Source organism: Stenotrophomonas sp. PD6 (assembly GCF_049199305.1).
Lineage (GTDB): Bacteria > Pseudomonadota > Gammaproteobacteria > Xanthomonadales > Xanthomonadaceae > Stenotrophomonas.
On record NZ_JBLZQD010000002.1, the window covers coordinates 12,556 to 34,519 of the forward strand.

At 68.9% G+C, this 21,964-nt stretch carries 14 protein-coding genes and 1 pseudogene; 13 read left to right on the forward strand and 2 right to left on the reverse strand.

All coding sequences use genetic code 11. The features are described 5' to 3' along the window. Positions 1 to 346: 346 nt before the first annotated feature. The 7 genes from ACOZHM_RS03080 (at position 347) to ACOZHM_RS03110 (ending at position 10,713) form a co-directional block, all read left to right on the forward strand. Complete coding sequence (locus tag ACOZHM_RS03080; RefSeq protein ID WP_421567491.1) at positions 347 to 3,004, forward strand: DUF2339 domain-containing protein; 2,658 nt, start codon at positions 347 to 349, stop codon at positions 3,002 to 3,004. Continuing rightward, positions 3,001 to 4,362, forward strand: coding sequence for a DUF3999 domain-containing protein (locus ACOZHM_RS03085; RefSeq protein WP_421567492.1), 1,362 nt, complete (start codon positions 3,001 to 3,003; stop codon positions 4,360 to 4,362). Before ACOZHM_RS03080 ends, ACOZHM_RS03085 begins: the two co-directional genes overlap by 4 nt. Before the next feature lie 94 nt (positions 4,363 to 4,456). Continuing rightward, positions 4,457 to 5,632, forward strand: coding sequence for a phosphoglycerate kinase (locus ACOZHM_RS03090; RefSeq protein WP_421567493.1), 1,176 nt, complete (start codon positions 4,457 to 4,459; stop codon positions 5,630 to 5,632). Further along, positions 5,629 to 6,366 carry an HAD hydrolase-like protein gene (locus ACOZHM_RS03095; RefSeq protein WP_421567494.1) on the forward strand — a complete coding sequence of 246 codons (738 nt, stop codon included), beginning with the start codon at positions 5,629 to 5,631 and terminating at the stop codon, positions 6,364 to 6,366. Before ACOZHM_RS03090 ends, ACOZHM_RS03095 begins: the two co-directional genes overlap by 4 nt. Positions 6,367 to 6,524: 158 nt before the next feature. Next, a complete protein-coding gene (gene pyk, locus ACOZHM_RS03100; protein ID WP_421567495.1) occupies positions 6,525 to 7,991 on the forward strand; it encodes a pyruvate kinase in 1,467 nt (488 codons plus the stop codon). A gap of 226 nt (positions 7,992 to 8,217) precedes the next feature. Further along, entirely contained in the window at positions 8,218 to 9,222 is a 1,005-nt protein-coding gene (locus ACOZHM_RS03105; RefSeq protein ID WP_421567496.1) for a class I fructose-bisphosphate aldolase, read from the forward strand. Positions 9,223 to 9,333: 111 nt separating this feature from the next. Next, entirely contained in the window at positions 9,334 to 10,713 is a 1,380-nt protein-coding gene (locus ACOZHM_RS03110; protein WP_421567497.1) for a M1 family metallopeptidase, read from the forward strand. Positions 10,714 to 10,831: 118 nt separating this feature from the next. Here the strand turns inward: ACOZHM_RS03110 and ACOZHM_RS03115 are convergent, their stop codons facing one another. Continuing rightward, positions 10,832 to 11,431 carry an O-acetyl-ADP-ribose deacetylase gene (locus tag ACOZHM_RS03115; RefSeq protein WP_421567498.1) on the reverse strand — a complete coding sequence of 200 codons (600 nt, stop codon included), beginning with the start codon at positions 11,429 to 11,431 and terminating at the stop codon, positions 10,832 to 10,834. A gap of 237 nt (positions 11,432 to 11,668) precedes the next feature. Beyond that, positions 11,669 to 12,628, reverse strand: coding sequence for a cysteine synthase A (gene cysK, locus ACOZHM_RS03120; RefSeq protein WP_421567499.1), 960 nt, complete (start codon positions 12,626 to 12,628; stop codon positions 11,669 to 11,671). A 185-nt stretch (positions 12,629 to 12,813) separates the two neighbouring features. Here cysK and ACOZHM_RS03125 point away from each other — a divergent pair, with 185 nt between their 5' ends. From ACOZHM_RS03125 to ACOZHM_RS03150, 6 genes and pseudogenes are all read left to right on the forward strand, one after another. After that, entirely contained in the window at positions 12,814 to 13,797 is a 984-nt protein-coding gene (locus ACOZHM_RS03125; RefSeq protein WP_421567500.1) for a LysR family transcriptional regulator, read from the forward strand. A gap of 275 nt (positions 13,798 to 14,072) precedes the next feature. Continuing rightward, positions 14,073 to 14,567 carry a DUF2946 family protein gene (locus ACOZHM_RS03130; RefSeq protein ID WP_421567501.1) on the forward strand — a complete coding sequence of 165 codons (495 nt, stop codon included), beginning with the start codon at positions 14,073 to 14,075 and terminating at the stop codon, positions 14,565 to 14,567. A gap of 74 nt (positions 14,568 to 14,641) precedes the next feature. Further along, entirely contained in the window at positions 14,642 to 16,702 is a 2,061-nt protein-coding gene (locus ACOZHM_RS03135) for a TonB-dependent copper receptor (protein ID WP_421567502.1), read from the forward strand. Positions 16,703 to 17,083: 381 nt separating this feature from the next. After that, a pseudogene (locus tag ACOZHM_RS03140) lies at positions 17,084 to 18,127 on the forward strand (efflux RND transporter periplasmic adaptor subunit); the annotation flags it as partial. A gap of 146 nt (positions 18,128 to 18,273) precedes the next feature. Beyond that, positions 18,274 to 21,399 (forward strand): efflux RND transporter permease subunit, encoded by a 3,126-nt coding sequence (locus ACOZHM_RS03145; protein ID WP_421567503.1) that lies wholly within the window; start codon positions 18,274 to 18,276, stop codon positions 21,397 to 21,399. Beyond that, a complete protein-coding gene (locus tag ACOZHM_RS03150) occupies positions 21,392 to 21,931 on the forward strand; it encodes a GNAT family N-acetyltransferase (protein WP_421567504.1) in 540 nt (179 codons plus the stop codon). Before ACOZHM_RS03145 ends, ACOZHM_RS03150 begins: the two co-directional genes overlap by 8 nt. Positions 21,932 to 21,964: the final 33 nt, after the last annotated feature.

Consider the following 21,964-nt stretch of genomic DNA (forward strand, 5'->3'; position numbering starts at 1 on the left):
TTTTGGGCGAAGAGCATTCGCCTGCGGGCTCGCTGGTTTGGGCCGGCGGGTACGGGGGTACGGGACACGCCGTGAATACGTCCCTGTAGGCTCGTAGAAAACATCCATGTTTTCTACGGTCCCGTACCCCCGCACCCGCCGACCCTTCGACGGTGGGTCGGCGGCCTAGGGAAAGCCGGAGCCGCGGTGCAACGCCGGTGGGTCGGGGGCATGGCGGCCCGGCGCTCGATCCACCGAAAGCCGGATCTGGTGAAGCCCGCGCCCCCGATTCAGTTAGCATGTCCGCGTGCCGCTGGTGCCACGCTCGTCCAGGTGGGCCGTGGCGTTCCCTTGAGGATGACGCGGAATGGAAGCTTTGATTGTCCTGGCGGTACTGGTGCTGTTGGCCGTACCGGTGATGCTGGCGGTGGCGTTGGTGATGATCGCCGGTCTGCGCCGGCGCGTTGCGGCGCTGGAACAGGCGCGCTTCCCTGCGGCCGCGCCGGTGGCCGAACCGGTCGTTCCCGCGTCCGAGTGGGTGGAGAGGCCCTCTGCGCCTGCACCCGCGCCAGAGCCATTCGCGACAACTTTGCCGGCCGAGCCGGTGGCCGTTGCGGAACCCGTGGTTGCCGCGCGGGACGCGGTGGGGCCGCCGCCGCTGCCGCCGACACCGCAGCCCGAACCGCAGCCCTTCGTGCCGCCGCCGCCGCGTGGGCCGGATCTGGGCGAGCGTATCCTGGGCACGATCAAGCGCTGGTTCACGGAAGGCAATGTGCCGGTGAAGATCGGCATGCTGGTGCTGTTGGCCGGTGTGGCGGCGCTGCTGAAGTATGCGAGCGACCAGGGGTGGCTCAATGCGCCGATCGAACTTCGCCTGGCCGCCATTGCGTCCGGTGCGCTGGGCGGGCTGGTGTTTGGCTGGAAACAGCGGGAACGGCGGCGGTTGTTCGCGCTGGCGTTGCAGGGCGGCACGATCGGCATTTTGTTGTTGACGATCTTTGCGGCGTTCAAACGTTACGACCTGCTCGACCCTGGTCTGGCGTTTGCGATGAGCATTCTGCTGATCGCCGGGATGGGCGTGCTGGCGGTGGTGCAGAATTCGCGCACGCTGGCGGTGCTGGGCATCCTGGCCGGATTCATGGCGCCGATCTGGCTGTCTACCGGCAGCGGCAACCATGTGGCGCTGTTCTCGTATTACGCGGTGCTCAATGCGGCGATCCTGGCCATTGCGTGGTGGCGGCCGTGGCGGGTGCTCAATCTGCTGGGCTTTGCCTTCACGTTTGGCATCGGCACGGCCTGGGGCGTGCTGCAGTACAACGCGGAGAAGTTCTCCAGCACGGAGCCGTTCCTGCTGCTGTTCTTCGCGTTCTATCTGCTGATTCCCATTCTTTATGCGCGCCGGCAGCCGGCAGAAAAGCGCGATCTTGTCGATGGCAGCCTGGTGTTCGGCACGCCGCTGATCGCGTTCTCGCTGCAGGCCGGCATGCTGCATGACGACCGCCTGCTGCTGGCACTGTGTGCGGTGGGGCTGGGTGCGCTGTATGCGGGCCTGGCATGGGCGCTGATCCGGCGCGAGCGCTATGCGGCGTTGGGGCAGTCGTACGCGGTGCTGGCGGTGGGCTTTGCCACGCTGGCGGTGCCGTTGGCGTTGTCTGCGCGGGCGACGGCCAGCGTGTTCGCGCTGGAGGGTGCGGCGCTGGTCTGGCTGGGCCTGCGCCAGCAGCGGTTGCTGCCGCAGATCGCCGGTGCGCTGCTGCAGTTGGGCGCGGCGTTCGGCTTCGTGGTCGGCGCGGACTACTGGTTGCACGACGCCACGGCGATCGCCAATCCGACCTTCATGAGTGGGTTGCTGCTGGCCCTGGCCGGGTTTGCGTCGGCCTTCAGCTATCGTCGTGCGGGCCGCACGGAACCGGCCTTGGTCTATTACGTGTGGGGCCTGCTGTGGTGGCTGGGCGTGGCGAGCTATGAGATCAGCCGCTTCGTGGCGGCCGACAGCCGCCCGGATGCGCTGCTGGGCGTGGTTGCGGTGACCGCCTGGATCGCGGCCGAGGTGCACCGGCGCATGCCGGCGCGCGCGCTGGTGTTCACCACGCTGGGCATGCTTCTGGCGGCGTTCCCGTTGGCGGTCTGGCAGGTGGATGCCCATGACCAGCCGTTCGCCGGTTGGGGGGCGCTGGCTTGGGTGGCGTTCGCGGCCCTCGGCGTGCGCAGCCTGTGGTGCCTGCGCGGCGGGCAGGACCGCGCGGCGATTGCCGCACAGTTCATCTGGTGGCTGCTGTGGCCCACGGTGCTGTCGCTGGCTGCTGCGTGGCTGGTGGACCGCTTCGCGCTGGCGCAGGGCTGGGCGCTGGCCGCCACGCTGCTGCAGTGGCTGGCCGTTGCCGCCGTCTCGCTGCAGCGCTGGCGTTGGCTGACCGTGCCGCTGGGCGAGCGTTTCGACGCCGCACGGCACGCGTTGCAGGGAACGTTGTTCGCGGTGCTTGGCGTGGCCTGGTTCTGCTTCCTGTTCGCCCCGGGCGCGGCCGCGCCGCTGCCGTGGCTGCCGCTGGTGAATCCGCTCGAACTGGCACAGTTGGCCGTGTTGGCGCTGCTGGCGCGCTGGCTGTGGAGCGGCCAGGCACCGGCGTCGCTGCAGGCCCGCCGCATTCCGCTGCTGGCCGTGGCCGGCTTCGTTGCGCTGACCAGCATCACCCTGCATGCCGTACACCAGTGGGGCGGGGTGCCGTGGAACGACCGGCTGTGGTCGTCCACGCTGGCACAGACCAGCCTGACGGTGGTCTGGAGCGTGCTGGGCGTGATCAGCTGGGTGTGGGGTTCGCGCCGCGGGCAGCGCGCGCTGTGGCTGGTGGGCGCGGTGCTGATGGGCGTGGTGCTGGCCAAGCTGGTCCTCATCGACCGCCAGCACCTCGGCAACCTGCTCGGTATTTCTTCCTTCATCGCCTATGGCCTGCTGTGCACGGTCGTGGGCTACCTGGCGCCGGCACCGCCGCGTGCGCCGGAAACGCTTGAGGAGACGCAGTCGTGAAACGCCTTTTCCGTGTGATCGCTGCGCTGTCGCTCGCTGCCGCCGCCCCGACCCTGTGGGCGGCCGACGCCCGCCAGGACTATCGCGAGCAGTGGCCGCTGCAGCTCTCCGCACCGCAGGCCGGCGCCTACCGGCTGATGCTGGGGGAGGCGCAGTACCGCAGCGCGGTGTCGCCGCAGCTGGCCGATGTGCAGGTATTCAACGCGCAGGGGCAGCCGCTGCCGTCGGCGCTGTTCTCGGCCGACCAGCCGCTCGCGCAGGCGGCGCAATGGCAGGACCTGGCGTGGTTCCCGCTGCCGGCGCAGGGCGGTGGCGCGGGCGACGACCTGCAGTTGCTGACCGAACGCAATACCGACGGCAGCGTGCGTCGGGTCGAGGCGCGGCTGGGCCGCAGCGTGGGCAACGCCGGGCCGGGGGGCTGGCTGGTGGATGCCAGCGCGCTGCGTACCGGCGTACAGGCACTGCGGCTGGACTGGCAGGCGTCGCAGGCGCTGCAGGTGCGCGTGCGGGTGGACGCGAGCGACGACCTGCGTGACTGGCAGCGCGTGGCCGACGACGTGCCCCTGGTGGATCTGCAGCACGATGGCCGCCGGCTGCAGCAGCGGCGCATCGAGATCGGCCGCCAGGCGAAGTACTTCCGCATTGTTCCGGTCGGCGGCGATGCGCTGCCCACCTTGTCGGCGGTGCAGGCCGAAAAGGTGCCGCTCGCGCAGGCGATCGACTGGCAGTGGCGTTCGCTGGCCGGCAGCGCGGGCAAACCGGGTGAGTTCGAGTACACGCTGGACGGTCGCTTCCCGATCGCCCAGGCCGACATCGCCACGGCCGACAACAGCGTGGTGCAGTGGACGCTGCTCAGCCGCGATGACGCCAACCAGCCCTGGCAGGTGCGCGCGGGCCCGTGGGTGGCCTACCAGTTGCAGGACACCGAGCAGCGCCGCCAGTCGCAGGCGCAGGCGCTCGCGGTGCCCATCCGCGACCGTTTCTGGAAACTCACCGCGTCGCAGGCGCAGGTCGCCACCGCGCCCACGCTCAAGCTCGGCTACCAGCCCGAGGCGCTGGTGTTCCTCAGCCAGGGCGAGGCGCCTTTCAGTGTGGCCGCCGGCAGCGTGCGTGCCGCCCGCAGCGACGCGCCGGTAGGCACGGTGATCGCGCAGCTGCGCGAACAGCAGGGCGCGCAGTGGCAGCCGGCGCTGGCCACGGTGCAGGGGGCGGCGCAGCCGCTGGCCGGCGACGCCGCCTTACAGCCGGTGCGCGACTGGAAGCGTTGGCTGCTGTGGGGCCTGCTGGTGCTGGGCGTGGGGGTGGTCGGCGGGTTTGCCGTCAGCCTGCTGCGGCAGGGGGACCGTTCCAACGGGTGACGACCAACGGCCTTCGCCGTGACCGGGGCCGTTACAATGGGCGTCTGCGCCGTGCGCGGCGCCCTTTCCTTTTCCGCCAAAGAGTTGCTGCCCCATGTCCATCGTTCGCATGACCGACCTCGACCTCTCCGGCAAGCGCGTGCTGATCCGCCAGGACCTGAACGTGCCGATCGAAGACGGCCGCATCACCTCCGAGCAGCGCATCACCGCATCGCTGCCGACGTTGAAGCTGGCCCTGGAAAAGGGCGCGGCGGTGATGGTGACCTCGCACCTGGGGCGCCCGAAGGAAGGCGTGTGGAGCGAGGCCGATTCGCTGGCCCCGGTCGCGCTGCGCCTGTCGGCACTGCTGGGCGTGGACGTGCCGCTGGTGCGCGACTGGGTCGACGGCGTGGACGTCGCCCCGGGTTCGATCGTGCTGCTGGAAAACTGCCGCATGAACGTGGGCGAGGGCAGCGATGACGAGGCCCTGGCGCGCAAGTACGCTGCCCTGTGCGACGTGTTCGTGATGGATGCCTTCGGTACCGCGCACCGCGCGCAGGCGTCCACCCACGGCGTGATCCGCTTCGCGCCGGTCGCCGCCGGTGGTCCGCTGCTGATGGGCGAGCTGGACGCACTGGCCAAGGCGCTGCACGCGCCGGCGCAGCCGCTGCTGGCCATCGTGGCCGGCAGCAAGGTCAGCACCAAGCTGGAACTGCTGGCCAATCTGGTCGGCAAGGTCGACCAGCTGATCGTCGGCGGTGGCATCGCCAACACCTTCATCGCCGCCGCCGGCCACGCCGTGGGCAAGTCGCTGTACGAACCGGACCTGCTGGATACCGCGAAGAAGATCGTGGCCGATGCCAAGGCGCGTGGCGCTGATATTCCGCTGCCGACCGACGTGGTGGTCGCCAAGCAGTTCCATCCCGACGCCGAAGCCACCGTCAAGGCGGTCGACGCCGTGGCGGAAGACGACCTGATCCTGGATATCGGTCCGCAGACCGCGCAGCACTACGCGGGGCTGATTGCCAAGGCCGGTACCGTGGTCTGGAACGGCCCGGTGGGCGTGTTCGAATTCGAGGCGTTCAGCCATGGCACCCAGGCGCTGGCCCAGGCCATCGCCAGCTCCCCGGCCTTCTCCATCGCCGGCGGTGGCGACACCCTGGCGGCGGTCGACAAGTACGACATTGCCGACCAGGTCAGCTACATCTCCACCGGCGGCGGCGCGTTCCTGGAGTTCCTGGAAGGCAAGACCCTGCCGGCCGTCGCGGCCCTCGAGGCCCGCGGCGCATGACGCAGCGCGCCGCGGGCACCGTCGGTGGCGCGGTAGTGACGACTGTTAGTCGTCAAGCCTTCGATCGTCAAGCTTCAGGTCCTGAAACCAAAGAAGAGCGAACAACGCTCTTCTTCGACCTCGACGGCACCCTCATCGATTCAGCGGTCGGCATCACCCAATGCGTGGCGCACGCGCTCACGCAGATGGGGCGCCCGGTCCCGCCGCAGGAAGCACTGCGGCGCTGGATCGGCCCGTCGCTGCGCACCAGCTTCGCGCCGCTGTTCGACGATCCGGCCCAGGTCGAGCAGGCGGTGACGTACTACCGCGAGCGCTTCGACGTGGTCGGCTGGCGCGAGCACGAGGTCTACCCGCGCATCGGCGAGGTGGTGCAGGACCTGCACGCACGCGGCCACCGGCTGGCGATCGTCACCGCCAAGAACGAGCCGCATGCGCGCCGCATCGTCGAGCACCTGCCGTTTGGCGGGTGCTTCGAGGAGGTGATTGGTGCCACCCCGGACGGCAGCCGCAGCGAAAAACCGCAGCTGGTGGCCGAGGCACTGCGCCGGCTGCATCTGCCCGCGCAGCAGTGCTGGATGATCGGCGACCGGCGCATGGACATCGAGGGCGCGCGCCACCACCAGATGCGCAACATCGGCGTCCTGTGGGGCTTTGGCGGTGCCGAGGAACTGCAGGCGGCAGGCGCGCAGCACCTGGCCGCCAGCCCGGATGCACTGCTCTCGCTGATCGACTGAACGCGGTGGCGGCGTTCCGTACGCCGCCGCATGTCGCATGCGCGTCCATAGGCTGTCTACAAGACATCGGCGAAAGCCAGACGCCACAATGATGTAAACGTATTCATGGGACGTGAAGGGTGTGCTAATTTCACTCCTTTCCCGGGAGCCCACTTACCATGATTGAGCGTCAGCGCCGTACGAAGATCCTTGCCACCCTCGGTCCGGCAACCGACCCGCCGGGCGTGCTGGAGGATCTGTTCCGCGCCGGCGTGAACGTGGTGCGCCTCAATTTCAGCCACGGCGATCCGTCCGGCCAGGCCAAGCGTGCCGCCGACGTGCGCGCCGCCGCGCAGCGGGTGGGCGTGGAAGTGGGCATCCTGGCCGACCTGCCGGGCCCGAAGATCCGCATCGAGCGCTTCGCCGAAGGCAAGATCCACCTCAAGGCGGGCGACCGCTTCGATCTGGTCGCCTCGGCCAACCCGCCGCCGGGTGACACCACCCAGGTGGGCGTGAGCTACCTGGGCCTGCCGCAGGACGTGGTCGCCGGTGACGTGCTGCTGCTCGACGACGGCCTGATGCAGCTGCAGGTCATCGAAGTGCAGGGCGAGCGCATCATCAACACCGTGCTCAACGACGGCGCGCTGTCCGACCGCAAGGGCCTGAACAAGCAGGGTGGTGGCCTGTCGCTGGGCGCGCTGACCGAGCGCGACAAAGAGCTCATCGGCATCGTGGCCAAGATCGGCGTGGACTTCATCGCCGTCTCGTTCTGCCGCAATGCGCAGGACATGAACGATGCGCGCGCGATCGCCGAATCGCACGGCTGCTACGCCGCGCTGGTCTCCAAGATCGAGCGCACCGAGGCCATCGAGAACCTGGAAGAGATCGTCGACGCCAGCGATGTGGTGATGGTGGCGCGTGGCGACCTGGGCGTGGAAATCGGCGACGCCGAACTGCCGGGCCTGCAGAAGAAGATCATCAAGGCCTCGCTGGCGCAGAACAAGGTGGTGATCACCGCCACGCAGATGCTGCAGTCGATGGTGGAAAGCCCCATCCCGACCCGCGCCGAAGTGCTGGACGTGGCCAACTCGGTCATCGACGGTACCGATGCGGTGATGCTGTCGGCCGAAACCGCCGCCGGTGCCTACCCGGTCAAGGCCGTCGAGGCCATGGCGCGCATCTGCCTGGGTGCCGAACGCCAGTTCCAGACCGAGACCGACTTCAGCGCCTCGCCGCGCAACCTGGAACGTGCCGACCAGGCCATCGCCATGGCCACCATGTTCCTGTCCCAGCACGTGGGCGTGCGCGCGATCGTGGCCATGACCGAATCCGGCGGCACCGCCCGCTACCTGTCGCGCTTCCGTGCCTCGGCCCCGGTGTTCGCCGTGACCCGCCACGACGGCGCGCGCCGGCAGATGGCGCTGATGCGCGACGTGTTCCCGATCAACTTCGACAGCCGCGGCTTCACCCCGCGCGAAGCCGCGCGCGGTGCCATCCGCCTGCTGGTCGAAGCCAACCAGCTGCAGGCCGGTGACCGCGTGGTGTTCACCAGCGGCGAGCACATGGAGACCCATGGCGCCACCAATACCCTGCGCCTGCTGGAAGTGGGCGAAGACGGTCGCGCCAGCGGTCTGGGCGACCTGTAATCGGATTGCCGGGGGGCCCCCCCCCCCCCCCCCCGCCCGCCCCGGGGGGCGCCCCCCCCCCCCCCCCCCCCCCCCCACCCCCGCCCGGCGCCCCCCGCCCCACGTAGCGCCGGGCTCTGCCCGGCGCGCGAGACCGGCTGAAAGCGATTCCAAAATCCGTGAACGGCCAGTTCACGGAATGGCGGGTCTATAATTGCGGTTTTCCCGCACCCGCCACAGGAAATACATGAGCATCGAACAGCTGGCCGAAACCGCCCAGGCCATGGTCGCCCCGGGCAAGGGCATCATCGCGATCGACGAATCCACCGCTACCATCGCCAAGCGCTTCGCCAGCGTGGGCATCGAGAATACGGAAGAGAACCGTCGCGCCTACCGCGAGCTGCTGCTCACCACGCCGAAGCTGAACGAGCACATCTCCGGCGCGATCCTGTACGACGAAACCATCCGCCAGTCCACCAAGGACGGCGTGCCGTTCGCCAAGTACATGGCCGACAACGGCATGATTCCGGGCATCAAGGTCGACAAGGGCGCCCACCCGCTGGCCGGCTGCCCGGGCGAGTTGGTCACCGAAGGCCTCGACGGCCTGCGTGAGCGCCTGCAGGAGTACTACAAGCTGGGTGCGCGTTTCGCCAAGTGGCGTGCGGTCATCAACATCGGCGAGAGCATCCCGTCGGGCACCTGCATCGAGTCCAACGCGCACGCGCTGGCCCGCTATGCGGCGCTCTGCCAGGAATGCGGCCTGGTGCCGATGGTCGAGCCGGAAGTGATCATGGACGGCGACCACGACATCGAGACCTGCTACGAAGTCACCGAAGCCACCCTGCGTTCGCTGTTCGACGCGCTGTACCAGCAGAACGTGCTGCTGGAAGGCACCATCCTGAAGGCCTCGATGGTCATCTCGGGCAAGGGCTGCGATGAGCAGGCCGACGTCGAGGAAGTGGCCGAGTCGACCGTGATGTGCCTCAAGAGCACCGTGCCGGCGATCCTGCCGGGCGTGGTGTTCCTGTCCGGTGGCCAGGGCGACGAGCAGTCCACCGCGCACCTCAATGCCATGAACCAGATGGGCAACCTGCCGTGGCCGCTGAGCTTCTCCTACGGCCGCGCCATGCAGCAGGCCGCGTTGAAGCTGTGGGCCAAGGACACCAAGGCCAACGTCGCCAAGGCACAGCAGACCGTGTACGACCGCGCCAAGGAAAACGGCCAGGCCGCACTGGGCAAGTGGAACGGCTGATCGCCGCCGTTCGCATGCACTGAAAAAAACGCCGGCCCAGTGCCGGCGTTTTTTTTGCAGGATATGCTCTGCGTCGGCCACGCGCGGCGCCCCGTCCCGTAGAGCCACGCCATGCGTGGCTTCGCGGTGCCCAACGAAGACCAGCCACGCGCGGCGTGGCTCTACCAGGAATTCATGACCATGCGCGCGGAATGGATGTTGCTGCTCTTGTTGTCCGCCTCAGGCGCGGCCCAAGCCTCCGCCACACGCGGCTTCGACGTGCTGCATTACGACGTCGCGCTCGTGCCTGACATCGCAGGCAAGCAGGTGGCCGCCACACAGGCAATAGAGCTGCGCTCCGAAAGCCCCGCATTGACCGGGATCGAACTCGACAGCGGCGAGCTCAAGGTCAGCGCGATCACCATCCAGGGCCGCCCGCAACGCTTTACGCAGCGCGAGGGAAAACTGCAGATCACCCTCGATCGCCCCCTCAAGCGCGATGCGCTCGCAACGCTGCAGCTCACCTACACCGGCAGCCCGCCGTACGGCCTCGAATTCGCCCCCGAGCGCGACGAGGTCTACACCATCTTCTCCACCAGCCAGTGGATGCCGTCGGTGGACGCACCGGACGAGCGCGCAACCCTGCGCCTGTCGGTGACTCTGCCGGCGGGCCTGCTCGCCACCGGCACCGGGCGCGCGCTGCCGGCGCGCACCCTGGCCGATGGCCGGGTCGAACACCGCTGGCAGCTGGATACGCCGATGCCCGGCTACGTGTACGGCTTCGCGGCAGGGCGCTACCAGCAGGCGCAGGCCAAACACGCGGGCATCGCGCTGCGCTTCCTTTCCGCCGAGCGCTCGCCGGAACAACTGCTGGCGATCTTCGCACGCACCGGCGGCATGCTCGATTTCTTCGCCGCACGGGCCGGCCTGCCGTATCGGGGCGATTACCAGCAGGCGCTGGTGGCCGACACCATCGGCCAGGAAATGGCCGGGCTGTCGCTGATGTCCGAAGCGTATGGGCAGGAGGTGCTGGATGACCCCAACCACGTCGCGCTGATCGCGCATGAGGCGGCACATCAGTGGTGGGGCAACCGGGTGACCTGCGCCAGTTGGGAGCACTTCTGGCTCAACGAGGCGTTCGCCAACTTCATGACTGCGGCGTACCTGCAACAGTCGCAGGGCGAAGCCGCGTACCAGGCGCAGGTGCAGCGTTGGCGCAGCCGGTGGGAGGCGCTGCGTGCCAAGGGGGCCGATCACGCGCTGGTGTACGACAGCTGGAATGCGCCTACAGGTGACGACCGTGCGGTGGTCTACCAGAAGGGCGCGTATGTGCTTCACCTGCTCCGCGCCGAACTGGGCGAGGAGATTTTCTGGCGCGGCATTCGCGATTACACCCGATCCAACGACGGCCACTCCGTCGTCACAGCGGACTTCCAACGTGCGATGGAAAGAAGCGCCGGCCGGTCATTGCACTCGTTCTTCGCCGAGTGGGTGTACCCAGCAGCCCCGTAGAGCCACGCCATGCGTGGCTGATCTTCGTTCCGAGGTCATGAACCCCGACGGATGTGTTCGGCCGGGCCTGAACGTCAGCCACGCAGGGCGTGGCTCTACCGTCGGTCGCCGCGCCGCGTCAGCCCAGTGCCGCAGGCGGCAGCGCCATCTCCAGTGTCGGCAGGAACGCCGTGGGCGTCGCTTCGAACGGCTGCCCCTGCGCGGCCAATGCGGACTGGTACGCCTTGAACGTGGCCGCGTTGTAGGCCACCAGGATGATCCGCCGCGGTTCGCGGTGCGAACGCTGCCACGCCACGGTTTCCGTCGCGGCGATCATGGCCGCCTGGTGCAGCGGGTAGCCGAACACGCCACAGCTGATGGCCGGGAAGGCGATCGACTGCAGGTCCAGCTTCTCCGCCAGCTGCAGCGACTTCCAGTAGCAGTTGGCCAGCAGTTCCGGTTCGGCGCGCTGGCCGTCCTGCCAGACCGGGCCAACCGTATGGAATACATGCCGGGCGGGCAGGTTGTAGGCGCCGGTGGCGCGCACCTCGCCGGTCGGGCAACGCACGCCCGCACGGACCTGCGGCAGTGACTCGCATTCGGCCAGCAGCTGGGGGCCTGCGGCGCGATGGATCGCCCCGTCCACCCCGCCGCCGCCCAGCAGGGACTCGTTGGCCGCATTGACGATCGCATCCACCGCCAGGGTCGTGATGTCGCCCTGCCACACTTCGATCTTCATGCGTACCGCTCCTTCTTGATACCGGGTCCATGCAACGGGATGTCGCCAACCTGCCTGCACCGTACCGGGCAGGCAGTCTAGGCTGCGTCATCGTCGTCTCAGACCGTGCGACCCGGCAGGCACCGTCTGACATTCCCACCTTGCGGCGCGCCGGCTTCACGGCAGATGAAGCCGGTCCCTGAACGCAGACGCCCACCGCAGGGGTGGGCGTCACGGTCTTCTGGAACAACGCAGGGGTCAGGGCAGGCCGGCCAGCCAGTCGTCGTCCGAGCCTTCGTTGATGTCGGCAAACAGCGGGGTGGAGAAGTAGCGTTCGCCGGTGTCGGGCAGCATTGCCAGCAGCACGCTGCCGGGTGCGGCGCGGGCCGCGACGTCCAGCGCGCTGGCCACGGTGGCGCCCGCCGAGATGCCCACGAAGATGCCTTCCTCGGCGGCGAGCCGGCGCGAGGTCTCGATCGCGCGGGCGTCGTCGATGCTCAGCAGTTCATCGTAGACCCCGCGGTTGAGGACCTCCGGCACGAAGTCCGGGGTCCAGCCCTGGATCTTGTGCGGCTTCCACTCGGCACCGCCCAGCAGCGCCGCGCCTTCCGGTTCCGTGGCGATGATCCGCGTGTCCGGGCGCGCCACCTTGAGCACCTCGCCTACTCCGGTCAGGGTGCCGCCGGTGCCCCAGCCGGTAACGAAGTAATCCAGCCGCTTGCCGGCGAAGTCGCGCAGGATCTCGGCGGCGGTCGTATTGCGGTGGTAGGCCGGGTTGGCCGGGTTGGTGAACTGGCTGGCCAGGAACCAGCCGTGTTCCTCGGCCAGCTCGCGGGCGCGCTTGACCATGCCCGAGCCGCGCTCGGCGGCCGGGGTCAGGATCACCTTCGCCCCGTAGGCACGCATCAGCTTGCGTCGCTCGATGGAGAAGGTCTCCACCATGGTGGCCACGAACTTGTAGCCGCGCGCGGCCGCCACCATGGCCAGCGCCACGCCGGTGTTGCCGGAGGTCGCCTCCACGATGGTGTCACCCGGCTTGAGCACGCCACGGGCTTCGGCGTCCAGGATGATGGCCAGCGCCAGGCGGTCTTTCACCGAGCCGCCGGGGTTGAACGATTCGACCTTGGCATACAGGGTGACGTGGTCGGGGGCGAGGCGGTTCAGGCGCACCACCGGGGTATTGCCGATGGTGTCCAGGATCGAGTTGTACACGGCCATGGGAATGCTCCACGGGGAAATAGAAGGTGTGCCACAGACATGCTGCGGCGTCCGCCAGACCGTAGCGCTGGCATATGAGCGCGCGAAATGACCTGATTACCTTCATAAACAACATTTGGTTATAAGCTGGTGACGGCAACTGCCTTACAGTCCAGTAGCCCCTCCCTTCGCCTGTGCGCACGCCCATGACGCTGACCCAACTCCGTTACCTGGTCGCCATCGCCGACGCCGAGCTCAACATCACGTTGGCGGCCTCGCGCGTACACGCCACCCAGCCCGGACTGTCCAAGCAGCTCAAGCAGCTGGAGGATGAACTGGGGTTCCTGCTGTTCGTGCGCAAAGGCCGGAGCCTGGAGGCAGTGACGCCGGCCGGGGTGGAGGTGATCGGCCGCGCCCGTGCGGTGCTGTCCGAGGCCAACAACATCCGCACCTATGCCGCCAACCAGCGGCGTGAGAGTCAGGGCCAGCTGGTGCTGACCACCACCCACACCCAGGCGCGGTTCGTGCTGCCGCCGGCGGTGGCCCGCATCAAGCAGGCCTACCCGCAGGTCAGCGTGCACCTGCAGCAGGCCGCCGAAAGCGATGCGCTGGACCTGCTCAGCCAGGGCGACGCCGACATCGCCATCATCAGCACCGCCGGTGCCGAGCCCACGGCGGGCATCGCCATTCCGCTGTACCGCTGGCGCCGCCTGGTGCTGGTGCCGCGCGGACACGTCCTGGACCGCCCCGGCGCCGCGCCGGACCTGCAGGCGCTGGCGACCCAGCCGCTGATCAGCTACGAATCCTCCACGCGCGGCAGTTCCTCGCTGCAGCGCGCCTTCGCGGCGTCCGGGCTGACCCCCGACATCGCGCTGACCGCGCTGGATGCGGACCTGATCAAGACCTACGTGCGCACCGGCCTGGGCGTGGGGCTGCTGGCGGAGATGGCGGTCAATGCCAGCGACGAGGACCTGCGCTCCTGGCCCGCCCCGTCTCCGATCGACGAGTGCATCGCCTGGGCGGTGCTGCCGCGCGACCGGGTGCTGCGCGACTACGCGCTGGAGCTGGTGCATGTGCTGGCGCCGCAGATCGACACGCGCGACTTGCGCCGGGTGATCGACGGCAACCAGGAGGCCAACTGGCCGTTGCCGCCGACGTGGGAATCGCTTACCCAAACGATCACGGTGTAGGTGGGGAGCCCATTACCGCGTGGTTGGCTTCGGTTGGGCTAAACGTCGGTGGGAGAGTGACCGCCGACGTTTTACGGGTTTTGGATGTTTGTGCCGCGCTGCGCGCGGTGTCCGGCCAACGGCCGGGGCTACGAATTCATACGGGCCCATTGGGATCCGGATAAATCAATCAAAGGCCCAGCCCTCGGTAGCGCCGGCCGTTGGCCGGCCCTCTGCGACGGTTGGTCGCACGGGGTGACCGGGACCACCCGGATACGGGGCGCTACCATGGCGGGGTGAACCGCCGTCGCCGCCCATATGCCGTCCTGCTGCAGCTCGCCTTCGTGGCGACGTTGCTGATGGCGCTGGCGCCGCTGGTGAGCCGCTGGCAACAGGCGCACGGCGATCCGGTGATGCTCATGCCCGGTGGCATGGCCCATGTGATGCCGGTTGAGGCTGCCGGCGCCGGCATGTCGCACCACGGGATGACCCCGCACGCGATGCCGGCGCATGCCATGCCGATGCACGGTACGTCGTTGCACGAGATGTCCAGTGAGGCCGCTGCGGCAGCCCACACCGCACCCGCCGCGGCGGTCGACCCCCACGCCGGGCATGGCGAGGCCTGCGAGTACTGCATGATGGCCTCGCGACTGATGCCGTGGCTGGCGGTGCTGATCCTGTTGTTGCCGGCGCTGCCGGTGATCGCGCCGACGCTGCTGCGCGCCGTCGTTCTCCCGCGCAGCCTGCGCTGGCCCGCCCACGCCGCACGCGGCCCCCCGCTTCACGCCTGAAACCGCCCCTTCGTCTTCCTGCTGCGCGACGCCGTCATGGCGCCGCGCGCCTGTGCGTTTTCCGGAGTTCCACCATGAAGCTTTCCTCCCGCAGCGCGGGCGCAATGACGCGCCTGTCTGTTTCCCTCTCGCTCGCGCTGGCGGCGCTGCCGCTGCAGGCCGCCGAGCGCGACGATGCCCGCACCCTCGACACCCTGGTGGTGACCGCCAGCGCGCCGTCGTCACCGCTGCACTGGGTGACCGACCCGCGCCTGCCGCGCCAGCCCGTGCCGGCCAGCGACGGTGCCGATTACCTCAAGACCGTGCCCGGCTTCGCCGCCATCCGCAATGGCGGCACCAACGGCGACCCGGTGCTGCGCGGCATGTTCGGTTCGCGCCTGAACATCGTCAGCAACGAAGGCAACCTCATCGGCGCCTGCCCCTCGCGGATGGACAATCCGCTGTCCTACATCGCGCCGGAAACGTTCGACCGGCTGACCATCATCAAGGGCCCGCAGAGCGTGCGCTGGGGCGCCGGCGCATCGGCCGGCACGGTGCGCTTCGAACGCGATACGCCGCGCTTCGACGCACCGGGGATCGATGTGGACGCCAGCGCGCTGGTCGGCTCGCGCAACCGCAACGACCAGGTGCTGGACCTCACCGCCGGCGCATCGCAGGGCTATGTGCGGGTCAACGGCAACCGTTCCGAAGCCGACGACTACAAGGACGGCAACGGCGACGTGGTGCCGTCGAAGTGGCGCAAGTGGAACAGTGATGTGGCCGTCGGCTGGACGCCCGATGCCGATACAGTGCTGGAGCTGTCGGCCGGTACTGGCGATGCGATCGCGCGGTATGCCGGGCGCGGCATGGACGGCGCGGCGTTCAAGCGCACCAGCTACGCGGCACGCTTCGAGCGCGACAACCTGCCCGGTGCGTGGGACAAGCTGCAGGCCAACGTGTTCTACAACGACGCCGACCACGTGATGGACAACTACACGCTGCGCACGCCGAACCCGGACAGCAGCATGCCCATGCCGATGGCGGCGAACGTGGACCGCCGCACGACCGGCGGCCGCATTGCCTCGGAATGGCGCTGGCAGGACATCGCCCTCGTGGCCGGCGTGGACGCGCTGGACAGCCGCCACCGCAGTCGCAACGGCATGGGCCGCAACACCTACCGGCAGACACCCTGGTCGACCGATGCACGGCAGAAAAACCAGGGTGTGTTCACCGAAATCACGCTGGGCGAAGGCACGCCGCAGCGCTGGGTGGGCGGGCTGCGCATCGACCGCGCCGAGGTGACCGATGAGCGCGCGACCACCGGCATGATGGCGATGCCCAACCCCACGGCAGGGCAGCGCCGCCGCGAAGACCTGGGCAGTGGCTTCCTGCGGTTCGAACGCGATGTCAGCAGCGCGCTGACCACGTATGCCGGCGTCGGCCACAGCGAGCGCATGCCGGACTACTGGGAGCTGTTCTCCCCGACGCTGGGTCCGGCCGGCAGCGTCAACGCCTTCAGTGCGGTGCAGCCGGAGAAGACCACCCAACTTGATATCGGCCTGCAGTACCGCGATGCACGGGTGAATGCATGGGTGTCGGCGTATGCCGGGCGCATTCAGGACTACATCCTGTTCACCTACCGCGACGGCGGCATGATGGGCAGCACCACGCAGGCGACCAATGTCGATGCGCGCATTGCCGGCGCCGAGGCGGGTGCGGAGTTCGCGCTGGGCGAGGGCTGGAAGCTGGGTGGCACGCTGGCCTATGCCTGGGGCGAGAACCGCAGCGACGGCGGCGCGCTGCCGCAGATGCCGCCGCTGGAAGCACGGCTGAGCGGCGGCTGGGAAGGCGCGCGCTGGAGCGCGGGCGTGCTCGCCCGTGCGGTGACCCGCCAGAACCGGGTAGCGCCCGGGCAGGGCAACGTGGTCGCCCGCGACCTGGGGCCAAGCGCCGGGTTCGCCACGCTGGCGCTCAATGCAGGCTATCGGATCAGCGGTGCGCTGCAGCTCAGCGCAGGCATCGACAACCTGTTCGACCGCGCCTACAGCGAGCATCTCAACCTGGCCGGTAGTGCCGATTTCGGCTTCCCGGCCGATCCGGTGCGCATCAACGAACCCGGTCGCACCGCATGGATGAAGGTGAATTACCGCTACTAAAGGTGTGCCTGGCCGCTCTTCTTTCCGCCCACGACCATCGATGGGGGAGGCCGGCGGGTAGCCACCGTAGGGACTGTCGAAAACATGGATGTTTTCGACAAGCCCCCAAGGACGGGTTTACGGCGTGTCCCGTAGGGGGCTGCCCGTCGGCCTCCCGGCACGTAACAACGGAAATGCAGGCTTTTCGCCGTTGCACCCCAGTCCCCGAGACGCAATCCGACATGCGCTGACACATGCCGTTACATGCCGCGCAGCCCCCAGCACGAAAGGGGTTGCGCCTGTCACCCGGCGATGTGAAGGGGCCGGTAAACGCTTGGCACATATGCCTGACGCAGGCGGTGGCTACACTTGCCGGTCGTGGAACATCAAGGGCTGTACTTCATGTCGGGACGCATCACCGCACGCATCATTGCCGGCCTCGGCCTGGCCATCCTGGCCGGGTGTGGCGGCAAGCAGGAAGCCGGCCGTCGGCAGGCCGACGTCGTGCCGGTGACCACCCAGGTGGTTCAGACCTCCGCATGGAGCGACACCCTGCAGGCGCTCGGCACGGCCAAGGCGCGTGAGTCGGTCACGATCACCGCCAAGGTCAGCGAGATCATCGAGACCGTGCACTTCGAAAGCGGCCAGCAGGTGTCGGCCGGCACGCCGCTGGTCACGCTGCGCGGCCAGGCCCAGGAGGCCGCCCTGCTGCAGGCCCAGGCCACCTTCGCCGAGGCCGACCAGCTCTACAAGCGCCAGCGTGAACTGGCCGCCCAGCAGCTCGTTGCCAGCGCGACGCTGGACACCCAGCGCGCCATCCGCGATGCCGCCGACGCCCGCGTGCGCGAAATGCAGTCGGACATCGGCGACCGCCGGGTCCGCGCGCCGTTCGCCGGGGTGCTCGGCATCCGCCAGGTCAGCGAAGGATCGCTGGTCACGCCGACCACCGTCATCGCCACCCTCGACGACATCGAGCGCATGCACGTCGACTTCCAGGTGCCCGAGGCGGAACTGGCCTCGTTGTCCAAGGGTGACAAGGTCAGCGCCACCAGCGTGGCTTACCCGGGCCGTACCTTCGAGGGCGAGGTGGCCACCATCGACACCCGTGTCGATCCGGGCACCCGCGCCGTGACCGTGCGCGCCGACTTCATCAACGCCGACCATGCGCTGCGCCCGGGCATGCTGCTCGACGTGCGCATGTTCCGCCCCGAGCGCCAGGCCGTGGTGATTCCCGAAATCGCCGTGGTCCAGGTGGGGCGCGACTCGTACGTGTTCCGCGTCAAGCCCGACCACACCGTGGAGCGCCTCGACGTGGTCAGCGGCGCGCGCCGTTCGGGCGTCGTCGAAATCCGCGAAGGGCTCAAGGCCGGCGAACGCATCGTCGTCGACGGCACCGGCAAGCTGCGCCCCGGCCTGAAGGTCAATGACAGCGCCGCGCCGGCAGCCACCCCGTCGGCCCCTGGGCCTGCCACGTCTCCTGCGGCCAGCCCGGTCGACGCACCGGCTGAAAAAGCCACTGCACCGGCGCCTGCAGGCACCACCCGCGCCCCGACCGGCGCGACCGCCGCCGTGGCCCCGAGCGGCACCGCCGGATGAAGCTCTCCAACATCTCCATCCAGCGGCCGGTGTTCGCCGTGGTGATGAGCCTGCTGCTGGTCGTGCTGGGCATCATGTCGTTCACCCGCCTGACCCTGCGCGAGCTGCCGGCGATCGACCCGCCGATCGTCTCGGTGTCGGTCGACTACACCGGCGCGTCGGCGGCCGTCATCGAAAGCCGCATCACCCAGGTGCTGGAAGACGCCCTGGCCGGCATCGAAGGCATCGACACCATCAACGCGCGCAGCTCCAACGGCCGCGCCCAGGTCAGCATCGAATTCACCTCCAACCGCGACATCGAAGCCGCCGCCAACGATGTCCGCGACGCCGTCAGCCGCGTGGCCGACCGCATGCCGGAAGAGGCGCGGCCGCCGGAAATCGCCAAGGTCGAGAGCGACGCCGACCCGATCATCTGGTTCAACATGACCTCCTCCAGCATGGACACGCTGGAGCTGAGCGACTACGCCGACCGCTACGTGGTCGACCGGTTCTCCAGCCTCGATGGCGTGGCCCAGGTCCGCATCGGCGGCCGCCAGCGCTACGCCATGCGCATCTGGCTGGACCGCGACCAGCTGGCCGCGCGCGGCCTCACCGTGGGCGATGTCGAAACCGCGCTGCGCAACGAGAACGTCGAACTGCCGGCCGGCCGCATCGAATCGGCCGACCGCGACTTCACCCTGCGCGTGGAGCGCAACTACGTGAAGCCGGAAGACTTCGCGACCATCCCGCTGGGCAAGGGCGCCGACGGCTACGTCGTGCGCATGGGCGACGTGGCGAAGATCGAGCTGGCCTCTTCCGAGCGCCGCGCGTACTACCGCAGCAACGGTGAGCCGGGCATCGGCCTGGGCATCGTCAAGACCTCCACCGCCAACTCGCTGGACGTCGCCCGCGTCGCGCGCGCCGAGGCCGAGCGGGTAGGGCAGACCCTGCCCGAAGGCACCCACATCTTCGTGGCCTTCGACAACACCACCTTCATCGAAGCGGCGGTGGACCGCGTCTACGCCACGCTGGTGGAAGCCATGCTTCTGGTGCTGGTGGTGATCTGGCTGTTCCTGGGCAGCTTCCGCGCCGCGCTGATTCCGGCCGTGACCGTGCCTGTGTGCCTGGTCGCCGCGTTCATCGCGCTGTATGCCTTCGGCTTCTCCATCAACCTGCTCACCCTGCTGGCGCTGGTGCTGTGTATCGGCCTGGTGGTGGACGATGCCATCGTGGTGGTCGAAAACGTGCAGCGCCGCATCGACCTGGGCGAGCCGCCGCTGGTCGCCTCCAAGCGGGGTACCGCGCAGGTCGCCTTCGCGGTCATCGCCACCACCGCGGTGCTGGTCGCGGTGTTCCTGCCGGTCGGCTTCCTGGAAGGCAACACCGGCCGCCTGTTCCGCGAACTGGCCGTGGCGCTGGCCGCGGCCGTGGCGCTGTCGGCGTTTGTGTCGCTGACGCTCACCCCGATGATGGCCTCCAAGCTGCTCAAGCCGCACACCGGCCAGCCGCCGAAGGGCCTGCACGGGCTGATCAACCGCAATCTGGATCGCGTCTCGGCCGCGTACGGGCGCGTGCTCGACAAGCACGTGGGCAAGACCTGGATCTACGCGGTGGTGATGCTGCTGTCGCTGGCCGCCAGCGCGCTGCTGCTCAAGGTGCTGCCCTCCGAACTGGCCCCGGCCGAAGACCGTGGTTCGTTCCAGATCATGATCGACGGCCCCGAAGGCGCCGGCTACGACTACACCGTGGGCCAGGTGCAGCAGGTGGAGAAGATCGTGGCCGGCTACGTCGGCGACGACAAGCCGATCGTGCGCGCCAACCCGCGCGTGCCCGGTGGCTTCGGCGCAAGCGAAGAAATGCACACCGGCCGCATCAGCGTGTTCCTGCAGCCGTGGCGCGAACGCACCACCGCCACCCCCGAAGTGGCCGCCGAACTGCAGAAGGATCTGGATGGCATCCGTGGCGTGCGCGTGCGCACGCAGGTCGGTGGCGGCCTGGTGCGCAGCCAGGGGCAGCCGTTCCAGATCGTGCTGGGCGGCCCTGAGTACGCCGAGATCGCGCAGTGGCGCGACCGCATGCTGGCGCGCATGGCCGACAACCCCGGCCTGGTCGGTCCCGATTCGGACTACAAGGAAACCCGGCCGCAGATGCGGGTGAACATCGACCGCCAGCGTGCGGCCGACCTGGGCGTGTCGGTCACCGCGATTGGCTCCGCACTGGAAACCATGATGGGCTCGCGCCGCGTCACCACCTTCGTCGACAACGGCGAGGAGTACGACGTGCTGGTGCAGGCCGGTCGTGAAGGCCGCGCCACGCCGGACGACCTCGCCGCCATCCGCGTGCGCGCCACCAACGGCGAACTGGTGCCGCTGTCCAACCTGGTCACGCTCAGCGAAGTGGCCGAGGCCGGCAACCTCAACCGCTTCAACCGCCTGCGCTCGATCACCATCAGCGCCGGCCTGGCGCCGGGCTACCCGTTGGGCGAGGCCATCGCCTGGGCCCAGCAGACCGCGCGCGAGGAACTGCCGCAGCACGCGCAGATCGACTGGAAGGGCGAATCGCGCGAATACCAGAACGCCGGCAGCGCCGTGCTGCTCACCTTCGCCATGGCCCTGCTGGTGGTGTACCTGGTGCTGGCCGCGCAGTTCGAGAGCTTCATCCATCCGCTGGTGATCATGCTCACCGTGCCGCTGGGCGTGCTCGGCGCGCTGCTGGGCCTGTACGTCAGCGGGGGGACCATCAACCTGTTCAGCCAGATCGGCATCGTCATGCTGGTCGGCCTGGCGGCGAAGAACGGCATCCTGATCGTCGAATTCGCCAACCAGCTGCGCGATGAGGGGCGTGACGTGCACCGCGCCATCGTCGAATCGGCGATGGTGCGCCTGCGCCCGATCCTGATGACGTCCATCGCCACCGTGGTCGGCGCGATCCCGCTGGTGGTCGCCGGCGGCCCCGGCTCGGCCAGCCGCGGCACCATCGGCATCGTGGTGATCTTCGGCGTCACCGTGTCCACCTTCCTGTCGCTGTTCGTGGTGCCGGCGTTCTATGCGCTGCTGGCACCGTATACGCGCTCGCCCGAAGCCGTGGCGCGTGAGCTGGAGAAGCAGGAAGCGGAATCCCCGTCGGTTGGTGGGCATGCCTGACCGGCAGCCCCGGCTGGAAGGCGACGGATTCGTGCTGCGCCCCTGGCGCAGCGACGATCTGGAGGCGCTGCTGCGGCATGCCAACGACGCGGCGGTCTCGCGCGGCCTGGGCGACCGCTTCCCGTTCCCGTATACGCGTGAAGACGGCGAGGCCTTCCTCGGCGGCCGCATCCTGGCCCCGGGCACGCTCAGCCTGGCCATCGAGATCGACGGTGCCGCCTGCGGCAGCATCGGGGCACGGCCAGGCGTGGCCGAGCGCGGGCACACGGCCGAACTGGGCTATTGGCTGGGCCAGGCGTACTGGGGGCAGGGCTGGATGACCCGCGTGGTGGCGCTGTTCGCGCCGTGGGCCATGGACGAACTGCGCCTGTTCAGGCTGCAGGCCGAGGTGCTGTCATTCAACGAAGGCTCGGCCAAGGTGCTGCTGGGCAACGGCTTCCAGGAAGAGGGCACCGCGCGTGCCGCCGTCTTCAAGCGTGGGGAGCTGCATGACCTGCGGCGCTTCGCCCGCGTGCGCGACCGGCTGCTCTGAGGGCTGGCCTCGTCCCGACCAACGGTCGGGGCG

Excerpts from the sequence above, each read along its gene's own strand:
- ACOZHM_RS03105 (WP_421567496.1), top strand. The coding sequence starts at position 8,218 with ATGAGCATCGAACAGCTGGCCGAAACCGCCCAGGCCATGGTCGCCCCG.
- cysK (WP_421567499.1), bottom strand. The coding sequence starts at position 12,628 with ATGGCCGTGTACAACTCGATCCTGGACACCATCGGCAATACCCCGGTG.
- pyk (WP_421567495.1), top strand. The coding sequence starts at position 6,525 with ATGATTGAGCGTCAGCGCCGTACGAAGATCCTTGCCACCCTCGGTCCG.
- ACOZHM_RS03080 (WP_421567491.1), top strand. The coding sequence starts at position 347 with ATGGAAGCTTTGATTGTCCTGGCGGTACTGGTGCTGTTGGCCGTACCG.
- ACOZHM_RS03125 (WP_421567500.1), top strand. The coding sequence starts at position 12,814 with ATGACGCTGACCCAACTCCGTTACCTGGTCGCCATCGCCGACGCCGAG.
- ACOZHM_RS03135 (WP_421567502.1), top strand. The coding sequence starts at position 14,642 with ATGAAGCTTTCCTCCCGCAGCGCGGGCGCAATGACGCGCCTGTCTGTT.
- ACOZHM_RS03150 (WP_421567504.1), top strand. The coding sequence starts at position 21,392 with ATGCCTGACCGGCAGCCCCGGCTGGAAGGCGACGGATTCGTGCTGCGC.
- ACOZHM_RS03145 (WP_421567503.1), top strand. The coding sequence starts at position 18,274 with ATGAAGCTCTCCAACATCTCCATCCAGCGGCCGGTGTTCGCCGTGGTG.
- ACOZHM_RS03095 (WP_421567494.1), top strand. The coding sequence starts at position 5,629 with ATGACGCAGCGCGCCGCGGGCACCGTCGGTGGCGCGGTAGTGACGACT.
- ACOZHM_RS03115 (WP_421567498.1), bottom strand. The coding sequence starts at position 11,431 with ATGAAGATCGAAGTGTGGCAGGGCGACATCACGACCCTGGCGGTGGAT.
- ACOZHM_RS03110 (WP_421567497.1), top strand. The coding sequence starts at position 9,334 with ATGCGTGGCTTCGCGGTGCCCAACGAAGACCAGCCACGCGCGGCGTGG.
- ACOZHM_RS03090 (WP_421567493.1), top strand. The coding sequence starts at position 4,457 with ATGTCCATCGTTCGCATGACCGACCTCGACCTCTCCGGCAAGCGCGTG.